Genomic DNA, 15,943 nt, shown 5'->3' with positions numbered 1-15,943 from the left:
CATAGGAGAGACCTCACGTGGCTATGGCCATTGAGGCCCCCGCCAGTAGTACGGCGGAGGGCCCCACCTCGCACACCCAAAACCAGGCCACCCGCTTCACCGCCCCACAGCTGCGCCTCCTCCACCGCCCCGTGGATCCGAAGCGAATCGGCAAGGACGACAAGGGCTTCGCGCACATGGAAGCCTGGGACATCAAGCGGTACCTGCTGCGCGTCTTCGGGTTCGCCGGGTACGACACGGAGAACCGTGAGCTGACCCTGGTGCGCGAGATCGAGACCCCCAACGGCAACCGTTCCAAGTGGACGGTCGTTTACCGGGCGCAGGTCCGCCTGATCGTGAAGGATGTGCACGGGCAGGTTCTCGGTCACTGGGACGGTGAAGCCGCCGGGGTTGGGAACAACCTGCCGAACCTGGGCGACTCCCACGACATGGCGATGAAGACGGCTACCTCGCAGGCGCTGAAGCGGGCCGCCACCCACCTTGGTGACGCGTTCGGCCTGTCGCTGTACAACAACGGGTCGCCGCTACCCGTGGTGAACTTCTCGGCCGCGCACCCTCCGGAGCAGTGGGAGAAGGCGGCCGCCCCCGTACCCGAGCCGAACGACCCGCCCGTGCAGCCGGAGCCGGGCACACGGACCCCCGACGAGCCCTCTCCTGCCCCTACGATCGGCGCCGCACCGGCGAACGTCGGCCTGTCCGACGCAGAGCGCGCAACGCACCTCACCCGGCTCATGGGGCAGGTCGCGAACCTTTGGGAGAACAGGAACCCGCTGCCCCTGATCCAGATCAAGGGCGATGCGGAGGAGCACAGCGTCCTCGACGACGAGGTGCAGGGGCCGCCGCCGGGTCGCGAGTGGATGACGCTGCGGAAGCTGCTGGACGACCGGATCGCCGACTTGAACCAGCGCCTCGCCCAGCACGGCGACGCGGAGAAGGGAGCTGCCTGATGTACCGCAACGACGACACCGCGCTGTCCGTCATGGACTGGTTCTGTGGCGCAGGCGGCAGCAGTCAGGGCGCGCACTCGGTGCCCGGCGTCCGGGTCACCAGAGCGGCGAACCACTGGGCCAAGGCCATCGACTCCCACGAGGCGAACTTCCCCGACGCCAGCCACTACCGCGGCGACATCCGCAAGGCGCCCGTGTGGAACTGGCCGGTCACCGACATCTTCTGGGCATCCCCGGAATGCACGAACTGGTCTGTCGCCAAGGGGAAGCGCCGGAACTTCGACACCGCCATGCAGGGCAGCCTTCTGGACCTCCTCGTCGAGCAGCAGGAAGAGGAGCCGGCCGACCTGGAGGAGGAGTCCCGGGCGCTCATGGAGGAGGTGCCGTTGTACCTGCGCGGCGTCATCGAGCGTGGTGGGTTGGTCAAGGCGGGCGTGGTCGAGAACGTGACCGACGTCCGGGCCTGGGACCAGTGGGACCGGTGGATCGGCGAACTCCACAAGATGGGCTACCGCACCCGGATCATCGCCCTGAACTCCATGCACGCCAACCCGCGGTCGGTACACGCTGCCCCGCAGTCCCGCGACCGGCTGTACGTCGGGTACTGGCACGAGTCCCTCGGCCGGACGCCGGACTGGGACAAGTGGCTGCGCCCGCGCGCCTGGTGCTCCGGATGCGACGAGTACGTGCAGGCGATGCAGGTGTTCAAGACGCCCGGCCGGGACATGGGCCGGTACCGCACCCAGTACGTGTACCGGTGTCCACGCACCACGTGCCGGAACCAGATAGTCGAGCCGGAGGTGCTGCCCGCCGCTGCGGCGATCGACTGGTCCATTCCCGGTCAACGGATCGGCGACCGAACCAAGCCTCTTGCGGACAAGACGATCGCCCGAATCGAGGCGGGGCTGAAGAAGTTTTCCCAGCCCATTCCGATGATGGTCCCGGCCGGCGGCACCTGGCGGGACTCGGCGGTCAGCGTCGGTGAGCCCATGGCCACCAGAACGACGCGGGAGAACGACGGCCTGATGGTCCCGCCGCTCCTCGTCCCGGTCGAGGGGCGTGACGGCAAGGAGGCCCGCTCCGCGCACGACCCGCTGCGCACCATGACGACCCGGAACGAAACCGGCCTGGCCTGGCTGCCGTTCATCGCCGAACTTCGCGGCGGCGGATCCGTCGCCCGGTCCGTGACCGACGCGCTTGCCACGGTCACCGCGTCCGGTAACCACCACGGTCTCGTCATGCCTGAGCTGCCCGCGATGGTCATGCGCAACAACAGCAGTCGCAAGGGGCCCGGCGGCGAGCACTGCACACCGGCAACCGAGCCCCTGCGAACGTTGACGACGGCCGGTCACCAGTCCCTGGTCACCTGGCAGGACATTCTCGTCCCGTACTACAGCAATGGGACCGCCCGGACCGTGGCCGAGCCAATCGGCGCACTGTCCACCCGTGACCGGTACGCCCTCGTGCGCGGCAACGTCGACATCAACGACGTGCGGTTCCGAATGCTTGAGCCACACGAAATCGGCCGCGCCATGTCCTTCGCCGACGACTACATCGTCCTCGGATCGAAGCGCGACAAGGTCCGCCAGTACGGGAACGCCGTTACGCCGAACGCGGCCGAGGTCATCCTTTGCGCCCTCGTCGAAGCCATCACTGGCGAGGAGCTCGACCGGTACGCGCAGCCGGAACTCGCCGCCGCAGCCTGACCCCCTGCACCCGCGGGGCCGCCATCTACCGAATCGGAGACTTCCATGAGCGCCAACCGGGACACCACCGAGCAGACCGCCTACTGCGGGCACCCCAGGTGCGTGCAGGCCGTGAACGAATGGATTGCATCTGGTCATTCCGGCATCGCCTACAAGCGCGGCGCTGCTGGCGTCATGACCCATAGCAGCGAAGTCCTCTTCTACGCCCGCCGGGACAGGCTGGCCAACGGCTACGAGACCGCAGTCTCCGAGGGGCGCAAGCCGACTCCCGAGCAGAAGGGCGCCTTCAAGATGCGTGAGCGCACGCGCCTCGCCCAGGAATGGCGTGCAGCCAAGCGTCGCGCCCGGAAGTCTGCCGCCTGACCACGCTGCCCGTAGGGAGGTGAGCACCGTGACCCTGACTATCGCCGCGGTGCTCACCACCGTGGCCCTGACCGCCGGCCTGTACTGCTGGTGGCAGATTCGTTCCGCGCGGCGCGCTCTGATCCTGGAGCGCGCCGCGCGTCGTCTGACCGAGGCCAGCCAGCACCGGGACGTGACCGAGTTTCGGCGCCGTATCGACGCCGCGATCGCAGAGCAGCGCGTCCTGGAAGCCGCCGACCGCATCGTCGACGCCGAGCTGGCCCGCACGACCCGCCACAACCCGAAGGAGGGGGACACGCCATGACGACGCCGCTGATTGCCCGGCAGCACCTGACCGACCACCCGCACTACCGGTACCGCGGCTGCGCCCCCGACCCGGACAACCCGCGCGCCTCGGCTGGCGACCCGGACGTGTCCGTGGATGCGTGGGCCCCGTACACGGGGGACGGGGCGGAGCCGCAGAAGGAACGGATCGCCCGGGAGAACGCCGCCAAGCAGATCTGCGGGTTCTGCCCCGTGCAGGCCCTGTGCCGCGCCTACGCCAACACGGAGGTCGTCGAGGCGGGTTCGGGCGGGTCGCCGGAGGTGGTGCACCTGGCGGAGCCGGAGGGTGTGTGGGGCGGGCAGGTCGCCCTGGAACGTCACCGCGCCCTCATCGCGCGCCGGGCCGGAACGGCCACGGTGACGGAGCAGGCACTGACCGAAGCCCGGTCCCCGCAGAAACTCGCCGTCCTCCGGGCCCTGGCGGTCGAACTGTACGAGTCGCGGGTGGCCCGCCGGGCGGGGATGGACGTCCGCCGCACCAACTGGCACCGCTCCGCGCTCTGCTCGCTCCTCGGACTTGACAAGGAACGGGCGACCCGCGACGACCTCCTGCTCGCCGCCATCCACCACGGACTGCTCCCCGCCAACCACCGGATCGTGTGGGACGGGCTGTGGCCGATCGCGGCCGCCCCGAACACGGACGGGTCCCGGCAGCGCCGCATTGCACCCGGCTTCCCTCTCGCACTCCTCACCCCGCGCAAGCGCCGCTACCGCCGACGCGCCACCACCTGCCGCGGTCCCGCCGGCCCCGGCCCGGCCGCCCGCACCAGTGACAGGCACCTCCGCCTCGTCACCGAACCGGCCACCCCCGCCCTGCCCCTCCCCGCCGCCCTGGAGGCCGCCGCATGACCACCACACCCGACACCACCCCTGAGACCGCGGTCGCGACCGCCGAGCCGTCCGCCCCCGCCGACCAGATCCTCGCCGAGCGCTGCCAGTCATCCGGGGAGTACCTCGCCGGACTCCTCGCCGCCGCCATGCTCGACACCGCCGGCACCCCGAAGAAGCTCCCGGAGCTGCTGTTCCCCGACGTCGACCCGTGGGTGGTCCGCCAGATCTGGGACGCAGCCCTTCCCGTCGGGTTCCGGGCTGGGAAGCTCGCCGCACAGCCAAGCTGGACACCGGAGGCCCTGGACCGGCTCCGTGCCCAGCTGCAGGACGCCGGATACGAGGCGATGGCGGGCAAGGCCGCCCGGTCCCGCAGCATCCACCCACCCCGTCACCCCGCCGACGCCGACGCCCGCACCACCCGGAACGGGAGCACGCGATGACCGCCCAGGGCGAGGCCATCCTCGCCTACCTGGACTCCGCCATCACCGCGCGCGAGGAACTCGCCCAGTCCCTTCCTGCGGGCCCATGGACTGCACGGCCGGACGACGACGTGGTCGTTGCTGCTGACCTCATCTCGGTGGCTGAAGCCTTCGCGCTCAGCAGCCGGCAAACCCGAGCGGTCCAGGCTCACATCGCCCTGCATGACCCGAAGTCGGTCCTGCGCCGCTGCGCCGCCGACCGAAAGATCGTGGACCTCTACACGGCCACGAAACGCCTTGCCGAACACGATGACGACCCGAACGTCATCGACCTCCTCACCGCCGCCCGCCAAAACCTGCGCGCGCTGGAATCCGTCGTGCAGTCCCTCGCCGAGGGCTACGGCTGGACGGAGGGCGACCGGTGACCAACACCCGCCCCGCACACGGTCGCGGCCGACCCGCCGTGTTCAACACCGCCCTGCGCACTCAGTACCTGGACGCGGTCCGGGCCGGTATGTACCTCGGTGCCGCAGCCGACCACATCGGCATCCACCGCAACGTCCCCACCCGAACCGCCCGCACAGACCGCCAGTTCGCTCAGGCCCTCACCGACGCGAAAGCTGAGGGCAGGAAGGCCAGGGTGGAGGACGTCGCCCACGGCGAAGCCCGGTACAACAACTACGGCTGCCGCTGCCGCACATGCACGGCCGCCGCGACGCGGGCCCGCGCCGAACGCCGAGCAGAGCCCCAACCGGAGCAGGACAGAGGGGAGTCGGGACAGATCCTCGACCTCCGAACCGGCCCGGAGTCCCCTATCCCTTTGTTGCTGCGGATTGCGTCGTGAAGTGATGACGACCACTCCGGGCATGATCAAGTTATTTAGTGTGCACTTTTATAGGACACAACCGCAGGCCAGGCACACCCGTGCGATGACCTGCCTATCGGATGACAAGTCAGATCAACGACACGTTGGGCAAGAGGAGCGACAAGTGGAGTGCCCTACCGGTAGGCTCAGCCTGGCGCCAGACGACCACTCAGATATGAGACCGGCCGAACGGCCCACCAAGACAACAGGAAAGGCCCCGCTGATTCCCCCGGTGGTTGCACACCGAGGAGCGGGGCCGGACCGACACCACACCGATTCGAAGCGATTGAAGGTGCCAGCCGTTATGAGGCAGCGTACCCGGACACCCGGGCTATCAGACAGTGGGACCCCGCAGACCGGCGTGAACATCACACCGCCGACGCACGCGGGCCCCGTCACCACTACCCGCAGCACGCGATGAGCGCCCAGGGCGAGAACACAGTCGCCCAGTACCTCACTGAGACCGACCCGGACTTTGGCTGGGAGTTCCTCGCCGAGGACTTCGTGTACGCGCGTCTCCGCGAAGAGATGGCCGCTGCCGAAGAGCTCCCTGCTGGCCCCACCCGCGACCAGACCGTCGACCGCATCCTGTCCTTGCGGATGGCTGTCACCGAGCACGCCACCTACGTCGGCCATGACGGCAAGAGCTGGGCGCAGTGCTTCACCTGCCACGGCTCGAACGGCTTCCCTTGCTCCACGATGCGGTTCTTCACGCGCATGTGGCGCCACCACCCCGACTACCGGCCGGGGTGGAACGAGACCTGGGACGGCCCCGGAGGACCGAGCGACTGGACGCAGGACATGCTGCGTGTCGCCGAACGCGGCGGGTTCCGCAATGACTTCCTCGCCGGAAAGGCGCAGGAGCAGACCTCACCCAGCAAGGGAGATCAGGTGACGTAGCAACTATCGGGCGGAAGGTCCTGGGCCCCTTGGCGGGGGCACTTCCTCTACCGCCGGCCGCTGGTGTTGGCGCACCGTGCGCGGCCACTTCATACGGCTCGGTTTTGGCGACCGAGCTAAGGCCCGACTCTCAGATCCGGTTTGGCGACCGGGGCCGAGCAGGTCGAGCGACTTTGAGGTTCCTCACGAACCACCCACCTCAACACCGGGCGTTTTGCATGCCCGCCATTACGAGGAAAGCAGGTACATAGTGCCGTACCCGAGCACCGCTTGTCAGCTTCTGCACGCCCGGACGGGCGATTCGCGGCAAAAGTCCCCCGCCATCGGCGGCATCCCGTGCCAGCAAACTCCTGGCGACACGAACACCCCACATGACACGTTCGAACGCGTGTACGAGTACAGTGCGGGTCAGGTCGCCCTGGTCCGTGGTGCCTCTCAGGAGGTCGAGCACACCGCGTCGCGCCACAGCGGCCCGCGTCGGTGGCTTCGCTCCGTGGAATGGCTGATCGCAGCCGGCCTGCACCCGCGGGCGAACGCCACCACGCTCGTCATCGCACGTGACCTGGGGGCGCGCATGGACTACTCGACCGGGCACGTCCGTTACTGCCTGGACGAGACCGTGGCCCGTACCGGTGTCAGCAAGGCGTCCGTGAAGCGCCACGTCGCCTACCTTCGCGAGCTCGGCTCTCTAGCCTGGGTCCAGCACGGCACAAAGGCCAATGTCCGCCGCGCTCTCGGCCTTGGCGGGTACGCCGCCACCGCGACCGTGTACGCCGCGGTCATCCCGGCCGCCTACGACCACGCCATGGGCCACCGCATTATCGGCACCGGGTACGGCGCACGGATCGTCATGGACTACCGGCAGATGCCCGACGCCCGCCCCGCGACCACCGTCACGGGCCCTGTGGACAACGCCTCTTCGGGGCCTGTGGACAACTCTTCGGAACGATCTTGTGAGCCCCCTTCCCTTACCTCAGCTAATGAAAAGAGTCAGGTTCAGATGGTGGGGGGTTTTAACTACACCCCGCACGCGGGCCGTCGAACCGCATCACTCCCCAACCAGACCCGCAGCAGCAACGAGGACCCCGCCCGCCGTACCCCGCTGCAGGTAGCCCGTGAGATCCGAGAGACCCGCCGGGTCCGTGCCCTGGTGAACTGGACGCAGAAAGAATCCCTGCGCCGCCTCGCGTACGTCCTGCGCCCCTACTTCGACCGCGGACTCGACTCCACCCAGATCGCCGACGAACTAACCGGCATGTGCCTCGGCTGGCGACCCAAGCAGCCCGCCACCTACATCCGCACCGCCCTCATTCGCCAGGCCGCACAAAACACCGAACTCGCAGCAGCCGAGAACCGGCTCGCCAACCAGACCTGGCGGGCAACACCCCAAGAGGCCGCCGACCTTGCGTCCCTCGAGGCGCTGTTCTCCCGGACGCCGCGCACCGACGACGACCGGCGCACCGCACGAGCCCATGCCAAGTACGACCTCCAGATCGTCATCGACCACCTCGAGGACCACGGCGACGACGACGCCATCGACCTGTACGGAACCGCCCTCGCCTCCCGCGCCGCCCGCCTCGCCGCATCCGCCAGCTTCCAGTCAGGAGTCGTCGCATGACCGACCCGAAGCCACAGACTTCAGCTGGCGCCGACCTCGCACGCCAGGCCCTCGCCGCCTACAAAGCAAACGCAGGCAGCACCCTCTCGCCGAAGCGGGCACCCCGCCGAATGCACGCCACCCGGACTGGCGGCAGGGAACCCCTCGGCGTCGGAGACATCCTCGGTCAGATCAGCACCGAGCAGGGCTGGGACAACGACACCGGGAACCTCCGCGGCGGCCGCATCAACGACCAGTGGCACACCTTGTGCCCCCAGTACGCCGGGCACGTCGAACCAGCCGGATACGACGCAGAACGCGGCCGGCTCGACCTTCGCCCAGGCTCCCACGCATACGCCTCGCAACTCCGGCTCCTGGGCGGACAACTGGCCCGCCAGATCAACGACAAGCTGGGCCGTCCCGCGGTCCGCTCCATCCGCGTCCTGCCCGTCGGTCCGCTCAGCAACAGCACCCCGGCCGCCGAGCCGGAGCCAATCGGGCAGGCCGCCCCGGCCGGACCGGTCCGTACCCGCGAGACCGCATCCTCCGGCTACCGCCAGGCCCTGGCTGCAGCCCTTGCCAACAAGCCCGACACCGCCCCCGCCAATCCCTACGTGAAGGCCGCCATCGACCGGCAGAACCAGGCACTCACCGAACGGCGCGAACCCGAGACCGCGTTCACCGACGCCGTGGCCGCACTCGAAGCCCTCACCGCGGGCCAACCCGCCGACAGCCTTCAGGCCAGCATCCAAGCCGCCCTCCACCACAAGCACAGCGGAGGGAAGGCCGTCCGCCGCGCCTTCGACGTCGCCTGACCCACCCACCGAATGAACGGAGCACCACCATGACCGCAGTTCCGCAGCAGAGCAGCCAGACCGAGAGGCGCCTACCGAAGCCTCCGTACCGGGGGCTGTTCATCGAGCCTGACCTTCCGGCGGAGACGACCACCCACGACGGGTTCCTCGAGATGGAGGATCCGGAGCCGATTATCACGCCGTGATAATCGGGCGTCGCCGCGGCGAGGTACGGGAGGCCGCTCCGGAATATCACGCCGTGATAATCCGGGACGCCGAGAGGGTGAAACGCCATCAGAAACGACGAACCGGGTAACACCCACCCCATGAGGGTCAGTAAGGTGACGCCATGGCCTCTCCCTACCCCGACGGCGACCGGGAAAAGGTGGCGTCCAAGCTGCCCTCGGTACTCCGCCAAGAACTCAAGATCCGCGCCGCCGAGCTCGGCCTGGACATCCAGGACGCCGTCACCTCAGCCGTGCAGGACTGGCGCCAACTCCCTCAAGGTGGCCCGGTCGTCGACACGGCCGGCGCCGAGTCGTACAGCACCTGGCTGCCCGTCGGTCTTTACGACGAATTCAAAGGCACCTGTACCGACCGGGGCGTCTCCTACACGCAGGGTCTCGCCCAGTCCGTACGCCGCTGGCTGGACGCACACCCCTCCCCCGGCGGCGCCCCCACAGGCGACATCCCCCAGCGGAAAATCGTCTGCAACCAGAAAGGCGGCGTCGGAAAGACCGCCGTCTCCGCAGGCATCGCCCAGGCCTACGCCGAGGAAGGCAAAAGGGTCCTGCTCGTCGACTACGACCCGCAAGGCCACCTCAGCCAGCAACTCGCCGTCGAACAGATCCCGCCCGGCCACGACAGCCTCGTCTCCCACATGTGCGACGAAGGCTCCGGAGACCTCCGCGACCTGATCGTCGTCATAGACGATCCGCGATTCGAGAAGCGACTCCACCTGCTACCGGCCTGCTTCGACGGCTTCCTCCTGGACGCCAAGATCGCCATCCAGTCCATGGACCGCAGCAAGCGCGGCATCCAGAAGGAAAGCGCCCTCGAGCGTGCACTGCTCAAGGTCGAAGCAGACTTCGACGTCATCGTCGTTGACTGCCCACCCAGCCTCGGCATCGCCATGGACGCCGCCCTCTACTACGGGCGCCGCCGCCAAGGAGAACCCCAAGGCGCATCCGGCGTCATCATCCCCGTCCTCGCCGAAGACTCCTCCGCCACCGCGTACTCCATGCTCGCCGGGCAGATCGAGGACATCCGCGACGACTTCCAACTCGACATCGACTACCTCGGCCTCGTCGTGAACCTCTACGACAGCCGCCGCGGCGTCGTCGCCACCTCATCCCTGAAGCAGTGGCGCGACCTCGGAGACCCCCGGGTCCTCGCCATCATCGGAGACCTCAAGGAGCAGCGCGAAGCCGTCCGGATGCGCAAGCCGCTCCTCTCCTACGCACCGCACAGCGACCAGGCCGAAGCCATGCGCCAGATCGCCCGGGGTGCCGCATGGTGACCAAGTCCGAGCAGTTCGCCCAGTCCTCCGCGTTCAGCCGCGCCGGGGGAGCCCGAAGCGCCCGACGCAACGCCATCGAAAACATCGGGCAGAAGCCCACGCCCACCGAACTCCCGGTCGGGCTCATCTCTCAGAACCCCGACAACCCGCGCGACCACCTGCGGAACCTGGACGACATGACGGAGACCGTCCGCCACGTCGGGGTCGTCAACGCCATCACCGTCGCCACCATCGACGCATACCTGGACGAGCGGCCCGACCGTGCCGGCGCCCTCGACCCGGGCGCCACCCACCTCGTCATCGACGGCCACCGCCGCCTCGAGGCCGCACGCCGCGTCGGCCTGGACACCATCAAGGTGACAGTCGACGACGCCCTGGTCTCCACCGACGAATCTCTCCTCGAGGCCGCGTTCGTATCGAACTACCACCGCGACGGCATGACGGAGCTCGAGGAAGCGATCGCCCTCGAGAAGCTCGTGAAGTTCTACGGCGGCCAGGCGAAGGCGGCGCAGCGCCTAGGGATGGGGCAGTCCACGATCTCGTCCAAGCTGTCATTCCTGAAGCTCAGCCCCGAACTGCAGGCCGACCTGGCGGCGGGGCGACGGACGGGCGAGCAGCTCCGCAATCTTGGCAAGCTCAACCCCGAGGAGCAGCGGGCGCAGGCGGATGCGCGTGCTGAGGAGGCCCGCCGGCGCGCGGCGAAAGCCAGCAAGCCGGTTCAGCCCGAGCCCAGCCTTCCGGAGAGCGAGCCGCAGAATTATCACGCCGTGATAATTGCCGCGCCGGATGCTCCGAGCTCGGCGGAATCAGCTGCCGCACAGCAGCTCCCTGCGGAGCCGTCGATCGCAAAGCCCGCGTATACCGCGGTATACGCGCAGCCGTCCCCCACAGCCCCGAGTCCCGTCGTCGACGAACCAGTACGGGCGCCTGAGGCGCCGAGCCGGGCACTGCCCGAACCGCGCGCCCAACTGACCCCCGTTCCTGCGGAGACTGCCTCCGTCGTTCCGGCCAAGCCGCCAGTCGCGGAACGTCCCCCGGTCAAGATGCCTTGGTATGACGGCCGGGCCGCCATGGACATCATCTTCCGGAAGCTGAGCACGGAGGAGCGCCGCAACGCGATGGGGCGCTACTTCGAGCTGGTGGGGGGCGCCGAGGCGGCCGCGGCCGACCTCAAGGCGGCAGCAAGCCCCCAGTTCCGTGAGCTGCTGGCTGACCACCTCATGGATGGCGTGTAGCCCGGTCAACGCGCGGCCTCGTTCTCCCGCCGCTTGGTGGAGGAACGGGGCCGTTGTCGTGTCCGGCCGGTTCCGGTCGAAATTCCGGGGCTTGCCGGGGTTTTTCGTTCACCCGGCCGAGTGATCCCCGGACAGGCCCCTTCCCCCTACACGCACCCGCGGCTTGGGTGGAAGAGCCGTTGCCGTCACCAGGCGGCCGGCAGCAGGGGCAGAGGTCTTCCCACCCGGCAGTCGCAGCGCCTCTGCCCCTGCCCCTCCGCCACCACCGGATACGCGCGAAAGCTTTCGGTGTGGCGAACTCGCGGCCTACAATCGCGACATCTGGCGGGCATGCCCGTGAGGTCTCGGCCCCCGCGGCCGGCCCCGGGACGTTGTCGGCAAAACTCCGCCCCCGGCCGCCACGGGGGCTTCACTCTGTCACCACCAACCCGCACCAGAACCTGTCCGTGACTGGCCGGGAGACTACTCCTCCACGGGCCACGGAGGGATCAAAACTCAGGCTCGGCTTACCGGATACCGACTACAGGTGTCAGAGTGGCACTCCCCGGTACGGCCACCGGCAGCCACCCGGGGGAGGCTGCACATACTGCGAGTGCGCGGCTGCCCTTCCCGATGCCGGAGGAGCGGAGACGCCCCATGCCCTCAGCAGTCGAGCCCACCCACCCCGGATCCGGGCCCCCAGGCCCTCACGCACGAGTCATTCCCCTGAAGAAGCGCGCCGGCTTCGGGCGCGGACGTGGACGCCGACCCCACGTCCCCGATGCTGAACCCGTGCCGCCGACACCGCAACAGCAGCTCGCCGAAACGATGGAGGCGATGTTCCTGTCCCATGGCCGTACGTTGACGGACCCGCAGACCGCTGATGCGTTCAGCGTCACGCTGGGCGCGGTCCTGCTGATGCTGGACGGGGCCCGCGCCGAAGGTGTGGTCGGGGAGGAGGCACACGAGACGCTACGCGGCATGATTGCGGGGATGGCGGACTCACCGATGCTGCTTTGAATATGCCGGGAGTGAATGCCGGACAATGCATGACGAGTCGGCAACAACCCCGCACGCACCGTTGATCACTTACGACGTTCTGTTTAACTCGTGACCGTCCCGTGCCAGACTGGAGCGTCCGGAATCACCCGGAGTGACAGCCTCCGGCCACCGGCGCGCGCCCGGCACACACACCGTCACGCACCGCGCCCCCAGGCCGGCTTACGGGACGGGGACACCATGGGAGACGACACCACCGCACAACGACTTCGCCTCCTGCAGGCGGAGTTCGTTCAGCCGACCCGCTCCGGACCCGGCGACGGACGCAAAGCCACCCAGGTCGAGGCGCCCGCCCCTCTCAACATCGGCATCGTCGATCGCATGGCAGCAGCCGCCGCCGAGATCGACGACCACATGCGCGCCGTGGAGCCACCCGCCCACACCCCAGCCCGGCCGCGGCCCGCTAATCCGGCAGACCGGTACGAGTGGTGGCGTCACGGAACCGCGCACCTCGCCCCGCAACTGCAGGACGCCCGGGAGCAGGTCATCTACCGGCAGGGCCTCGAGTACGACCTCGCTATGGGCGACACCAGCTTCATCCGCCGCCACCCCTGCCCAGGGTGTGGTTGCTGGGGGCTTTTCTGGAGAGAAGCACAGCAGGCAGCCGTGTGCGTCAACCACTACTGCGTGGACGACGACGGGCTGTCCCGCACCTGGTCGCTCGCGCACCTGGCGCAGCAGCACATCGCCCGGCAGAAAAGCTTGAAGATCAGCGCAACCTGACCCGGACCTCGCGGGTCTACCAACTGTCACCACCCTTTCATCACGCAACACCCATAACTGGATTCGTCACCTCCACTGGCGCGTCCACCCCGTAATCGGCCGCCGGAGCTGCGAACGATGGCCGTCGAGAGCGGAGCTCCGCGCATGGCCATGAACGCGTTCGTCCCATACCGCCCGGCCAGTGACCTGATGACGCTCAAGGAGTGCGTCGAACTTCTCAAGCCGACAGGTCACCCCGTATCCAAGTCGACCATCAGCAGGTGGATTCGCCGCGACGGCATACCCGTTGAGCGGCAAGGTGGCATCTATGTCCCCTTCTCGGATGTGCTGATGGCGCACCAGGAGTACGTCGCCAGTCGCCGCAGACGCTGACCGCCGGCACCCGCCTGTAGCCCCTCACTCCAGCAGCTCGGAGTGGGGGGCTTTCTCATGCCCACACCCGTAACCTATTGCGCGCGCAATGAAATGTGGCTAGTCTGGCAGAGCCGACAAGGTCCCAACCCGCAAGGGAACGGATCGAGTTACCCATCCCTGGAGCGCCGCCATGAGCGTGATCACCCCTGCCCGCACACACCCCGCCACCATCAACTACGGCGACCTCAACCCGGGCCAGCAGACGCTCTTCGACCAGCTCATGGAGCAGGCCGACAACACCACCTCCGCCGCCGAGTGCGATGCCCTCATGACCGCCCTGATCGCCATCACCGGCATCACCGGCGTCCGCTACAACGAAATCCTCAAGTGCGCCTGCCCCTGCATCTGCGGCTGCATCTTCGACGCAGACGACCCCGACGCCCTCGTCACCGAAGAGCCCACCGGATACAACCTCGGCCGCCTCCAGTGCCCCGACTGCGCCGACGCCCACCCCCGGCCCATCGAGGACTGACCCCTCAACTCCCCGGCCCCGAGTCGAGCACCACACCCGAAGGGGTGCGCAGTAGCTCCCGGGGCCGGGTGCACAGCCCCTTCACCACGAACCGCCGAACCGGGAGACACCCATGTCGCGGACCACCGCCCAGCACGAGCAGACCAGCCTCATCGACACCGCCGACATTCGCCCCGACTCGACTCCGAGCCTTGCGGAGTACGACGTGATCCTGGTTGCCAGCTCGGCAGGCAAGGACTCCCAGGCCATGCTCGACTACGTTGCCGAACTCGCCCGAGCCGCCGGAGTCGAAGACCGCATCGTCGTACTCCACAACGACCTCGGCGAGGTGGAATGGCCCGGCACCGCCGAGTTGGCGCAGGAGCAGGCCAAGCACTACGGCTTCCGGTTCGAGATGCGCCACCGCGAGCAGGGCCTCCTCCTCGACCAGATCCGAGACCGGCACAGCAAGCTCCGCGCCAAGGGCGACACCACAACACCCGCCTGGCCTTCATCAGCAGCCAGGTACTGCACTTCTGACCAGAAGCGCGGGCCTGCCCGCAAGCTCATCACCCAGCTCGTCGGCGAGAAGAACCTCGACCGGCAGGCACGCGTCCTGTACTGCCTCGGCCTCCGCGCCCAGGAATCGTCGGGGCGGGCAAAGAAGCCCGAGCTCGCAGTAGACCCGTCCGCGTCCAGCGGAGTCCGTGAGGTGACCGTCTGGCACCCGATCCTGCACTGGTCCGAAGACGACGTGTGGGCACGCATCCGCACCTCGGGGGTCCGCTACCACTGGGCCTACGACAAGGGCATGAAGCGACTCTCCTGCTCCTTCTGCGTCCTGGCCAGCCGCGAAGACCTCCTCTGCGCCGCCAGGCTCCGCCCGGACATGGCCGCGAAGTACGCCGCTCTGGAAGACGAGTTGGGTCACACCTTCAAGGCCGACCTGTCCATGGCCGACATCGTCGCCGCAGCCGCCACCCACTGACGCCACACCGGGAGACACCCATGTCCAGCACCGGCACCGTCCTCCGCACCACCGCCCACGTCCTCAACTACTTCGGCCTCCACACCGGCCCCCAGTTCGCCACCATCGACGGCCGCCTCGATATCACCGCGGCCATCTTCCGCGCCGTCACCGGCAAGACCCCGAACTGCTTCCTCACCGACGAGGACTACTCCCTTCTGCAGATCCAGTCGTGCGAGCCCGCCATGGACGCCATCCGCATGCTGTCCGCGGTCCTCCCCACCGAGCCGCCCGTCGACCTGGTCACCGGCCTCGACGACTACATCGAGCACGTCTGCCACTGGGCCATGACCCCCGTATGGACCGGCAACGGCGACGACCAGGCGCCGACCATGCCCGAGGTCATCGGCGCGATCCTCCGCGCCGCCCAGACCGCCGACGCCCTCACCGACATCCCCCACCAGACCGAACGGAGCGCCGCCTGATGGCGAACACCACCCTCTTCGGCCCCGACCGAACCCGCCTCGGCTACGAGGACCAGGAATGGTCCGTCTGGGTTTCCGGCATGGACGACATCCACGACCGCGAGACCCTCGGCGGCGCACTGAACCTGGCCAACGAACTCAACGCCACCTTCGCCCAGATGCGGTTCAACTCCACCAGCGACCTCGACCCGGTCATGTACGCCGTCGTCCTCCACCACGGCTACGCGTGGACCGTCGATACCGAGCACGCCCTCGGTCTCGACTGCGGCGTACCCGCCTGCGTCCCGTGCTCCTCCAAGCGTGCTGCCCCAGGCGCCACCACCCCGACCACCTGATCTCCCTGGCCCGGGGCCACCGCGCCCCGG

General features: G+C 68.4%; 21 protein-coding genes. All 21 read left to right on the top strand.

What is annotated here, in order from left to right; all coding sequences use genetic code 11:
- Window positions 1–23: 23 nt before the first annotated feature.
- Complete coding sequence (locus ABZ826_RS23700; protein WP_361451813.1) at window positions 24–947, top strand: Rad52/Rad22 family DNA repair protein; 924 nt, start codon at window positions 24–26, stop codon at window positions 945–947.
- Window positions 947–2,653 (top strand): DNA cytosine methyltransferase, encoded by a 1,707-nt coding sequence (locus ABZ826_RS23695; RefSeq protein WP_361451624.1) that lies wholly within the window; start codon window positions 947–949, stop codon window positions 2,651–2,653. Before ABZ826_RS23700 ends, ABZ826_RS23695 begins: the two co-directional genes overlap by 1 nt.
- Before the next feature lie 45 nt (window positions 2,654–2,698).
- Window positions 2,699–3,016: a hypothetical protein gene (locus tag ABZ826_RS23690; protein ID WP_361451621.1), complete on the top strand. Its 318-nt coding sequence runs from the start codon at window positions 2,699–2,701 to the stop codon at window positions 3,014–3,016.
- Window positions 3,017–3,044: 28 nt separating this feature from the next.
- Window positions 3,045–3,320 carry a hypothetical protein gene (locus ABZ826_RS23685; protein ID WP_361451618.1) on the top strand — a complete coding sequence of 92 codons (276 nt, stop codon included), beginning with the start codon at window positions 3,045–3,047 and terminating at the stop codon, window positions 3,318–3,320.
- Window positions 3,317–4,189, top strand: coding sequence for a hypothetical protein (locus ABZ826_RS23680; RefSeq protein WP_361451615.1), 873 nt, complete (start codon window positions 3,317–3,319; stop codon window positions 4,187–4,189). Before ABZ826_RS23685 ends, ABZ826_RS23680 begins: the two co-directional genes overlap by 4 nt.
- Entirely contained in the window at window positions 4,186–4,611 is a 426-nt protein-coding gene (locus ABZ826_RS23675) for a hypothetical protein (RefSeq protein ID WP_361451612.1), read from the top strand. The genes ABZ826_RS23680 and ABZ826_RS23675 overlap by 4 nt, the downstream gene beginning before the upstream one ends.
- Window positions 4,608–5,015: a DUF6221 family protein gene (locus ABZ826_RS23670; RefSeq protein WP_361451609.1), complete on the top strand. Its 408-nt coding sequence runs from the start codon at window positions 4,608–4,610 to the stop codon at window positions 5,013–5,015. The genes ABZ826_RS23675 and ABZ826_RS23670 overlap by 4 nt, the downstream gene beginning before the upstream one ends.
- Window positions 5,012–5,434 (top strand): hypothetical protein, encoded by a 423-nt coding sequence (locus tag ABZ826_RS23665; RefSeq protein ID WP_361451606.1) that lies wholly within the window; start codon window positions 5,012–5,014, stop codon window positions 5,432–5,434. The genes ABZ826_RS23670 and ABZ826_RS23665 overlap by 4 nt, the downstream gene beginning before the upstream one ends.
- Window positions 5,435–5,872: 438 nt before the next feature.
- Window positions 5,873–6,355, top strand: coding sequence for a hypothetical protein (locus tag ABZ826_RS23660; RefSeq protein WP_361451603.1), 483 nt, complete (start codon window positions 5,873–5,875; stop codon window positions 6,353–6,355).
- A gap of 388 nt (window positions 6,356–6,743) precedes the next feature.
- On the top strand, window positions 6,744–7,973 hold the full coding sequence (locus ABZ826_RS23655) for a cell wall protein (protein WP_361451600.1): 1,230 nt from the start codon (window positions 6,744–6,746) through the stop codon (window positions 7,971–7,973).
- Window positions 7,970–8,767, top strand: a complete 798-nt coding sequence (locus tag ABZ826_RS23650; RefSeq protein ID WP_361451597.1) for a DUF721 domain-containing protein — start codon at window positions 7,970–7,972, stop codon at window positions 8,765–8,767. The genes ABZ826_RS23655 and ABZ826_RS23650 overlap by 4 nt, the downstream gene beginning before the upstream one ends.
- Before the next feature lie 29 nt (window positions 8,768–8,796).
- Window positions 8,797–8,952, top strand: a complete 156-nt coding sequence (locus tag ABZ826_RS23645; RefSeq protein ID WP_361451594.1) for a hypothetical protein — start codon at window positions 8,797–8,799, stop codon at window positions 8,950–8,952.
- A gap of 143 nt (window positions 8,953–9,095) precedes the next feature.
- On the top strand, window positions 9,096–10,265 hold the full coding sequence (locus ABZ826_RS23640; protein ID WP_361451591.1) for a ParA family protein: 1,170 nt from the start codon (window positions 9,096–9,098) through the stop codon (window positions 10,263–10,265).
- On the top strand, window positions 10,259–11,500 hold the full coding sequence (locus ABZ826_RS23635; protein WP_361451588.1) for a ParB/RepB/Spo0J family partition protein: 1,242 nt from the start codon (window positions 10,259–10,261) through the stop codon (window positions 11,498–11,500). The genes ABZ826_RS23640 and ABZ826_RS23635 overlap by 7 nt, the downstream gene beginning before the upstream one ends.
- A 771-nt stretch (window positions 11,501–12,271) precedes the next feature.
- Entirely contained in the window at window positions 12,272–12,499 is a 228-nt protein-coding gene (locus ABZ826_RS23630; protein ID WP_361451585.1) for a hypothetical protein, read from the top strand.
- 219 nt (window positions 12,500–12,718) lie between these two features.
- Window positions 12,719–13,261, top strand: a complete 543-nt coding sequence (locus ABZ826_RS23625; protein ID WP_361451582.1) for a hypothetical protein — start codon at window positions 12,719–12,721, stop codon at window positions 13,259–13,261.
- Between the two features lie 144 nt (window positions 13,262–13,405).
- The gene (locus tag ABZ826_RS23620; RefSeq protein WP_361451579.1) at window positions 13,406–13,633 is read left to right on the top strand and encodes a helix-turn-helix domain-containing protein; all 228 of its coding nucleotides are present in this window, start codon (window positions 13,406–13,408) and stop codon (window positions 13,631–13,633) included.
- A 172-nt stretch (window positions 13,634–13,805) separates the two neighbouring features.
- Window positions 13,806–14,147, top strand: a complete 342-nt coding sequence (locus ABZ826_RS23615; RefSeq protein ID WP_361451576.1) for a hypothetical protein — start codon at window positions 13,806–13,808, stop codon at window positions 14,145–14,147.
- A gap of 112 nt (window positions 14,148–14,259) precedes the next feature.
- Window positions 14,260–15,114, top strand: coding sequence for a phosphoadenosine phosphosulfate reductase family protein (locus tag ABZ826_RS23610; protein ID WP_361451573.1), 855 nt, complete (start codon window positions 14,260–14,262; stop codon window positions 15,112–15,114).
- A gap of 20 nt (window positions 15,115–15,134) precedes the next feature.
- A complete protein-coding gene (locus tag ABZ826_RS23605) occupies window positions 15,135–15,578 on the top strand; it encodes a hypothetical protein (RefSeq protein WP_361451570.1) in 444 nt (147 codons plus the stop codon).
- Window positions 15,578–15,913, top strand: coding sequence for a hypothetical protein (locus ABZ826_RS23600; protein ID WP_361451567.1), 336 nt, complete (start codon window positions 15,578–15,580; stop codon window positions 15,911–15,913). Before ABZ826_RS23605 ends, ABZ826_RS23600 begins: the two co-directional genes overlap by 1 nt.
- Window positions 15,914–15,943 lie beyond the last annotated feature (30 nt).

The organism is Streptomyces sp. NPDC047515 (assembly GCF_040643055.1).
In the GTDB taxonomy this organism is placed as follows: Bacteria; Actinomycetota; Actinomycetes; order Streptomycetales; family Streptomycetaceae; genus Streptomyces.
The sequence above is the reverse complement of the archived record's forward strand: the minus strand, read 5'-3'. Positions and strand labels throughout refer to the sequence as shown.

Bases quoted from the DNA above. Each gene is read 5' to 3' on its own strand.
- ABZ826_RS23700 (WP_361451813.1), top strand. From the start codon at position 24: ATGGCCATTGAGGCCCCCGCCAGTAGTACGGCGGAGGGCCCCACCTCG.
- ABZ826_RS23695 (WP_361451624.1), top strand. From the start codon at position 947: ATGTACCGCAACGACGACACCGCGCTGTCCGTCATGGACTGGTTCTGT.
- ABZ826_RS23690 (WP_361451621.1), top strand. From the start codon at position 2,699: ATGAGCGCCAACCGGGACACCACCGAGCAGACCGCCTACTGCGGGCAC.
- ABZ826_RS23680 (WP_361451615.1), top strand. From the start codon at position 3,317: ATGACGACGCCGCTGATTGCCCGGCAGCACCTGACCGACCACCCGCAC.
- ABZ826_RS23675 (WP_361451612.1), top strand. From the start codon at position 4,186: ATGACCACCACACCCGACACCACCCCTGAGACCGCGGTCGCGACCGCC.
- ABZ826_RS23670 (WP_361451609.1), top strand. From the start codon at position 4,608: ATGACCGCCCAGGGCGAGGCCATCCTCGCCTACCTGGACTCCGCCATC.
- ABZ826_RS23660 (WP_361451603.1), top strand. From the start codon at position 5,873: ATGAGCGCCCAGGGCGAGAACACAGTCGCCCAGTACCTCACTGAGACC.
- ABZ826_RS23650 (WP_361451597.1), top strand. From the start codon at position 7,970: ATGACCGACCCGAAGCCACAGACTTCAGCTGGCGCCGACCTCGCACGC.
- ABZ826_RS23645 (WP_361451594.1), top strand. From the start codon at position 8,797: ATGACCGCAGTTCCGCAGCAGAGCAGCCAGACCGAGAGGCGCCTACCG.
- ABZ826_RS23640 (WP_361451591.1), top strand. From the start codon at position 9,096: ATGGCCTCTCCCTACCCCGACGGCGACCGGGAAAAGGTGGCGTCCAAG.
- ABZ826_RS23635 (WP_361451588.1), top strand. From the start codon at position 10,259: ATGGTGACCAAGTCCGAGCAGTTCGCCCAGTCCTCCGCGTTCAGCCGC.
- ABZ826_RS23625 (WP_361451582.1), top strand. From the start codon at position 12,719: ATGGGAGACGACACCACCGCACAACGACTTCGCCTCCTGCAGGCGGAG.
- ABZ826_RS23620 (WP_361451579.1), top strand. From the start codon at position 13,406: ATGGCCATGAACGCGTTCGTCCCATACCGCCCGGCCAGTGACCTGATG.
- ABZ826_RS23615 (WP_361451576.1), top strand. From the start codon at position 13,806: ATGAGCGTGATCACCCCTGCCCGCACACACCCCGCCACCATCAACTAC.
- ABZ826_RS23610 (WP_361451573.1), top strand. From the start codon at position 14,260: ATGTCGCGGACCACCGCCCAGCACGAGCAGACCAGCCTCATCGACACC.
- ABZ826_RS23605 (WP_361451570.1), top strand. From the start codon at position 15,135: ATGTCCAGCACCGGCACCGTCCTCCGCACCACCGCCCACGTCCTCAAC.
- ABZ826_RS23600 (WP_361451567.1), top strand. From the start codon at position 15,578: ATGGCGAACACCACCCTCTTCGGCCCCGACCGAACCCGCCTCGGCTAC.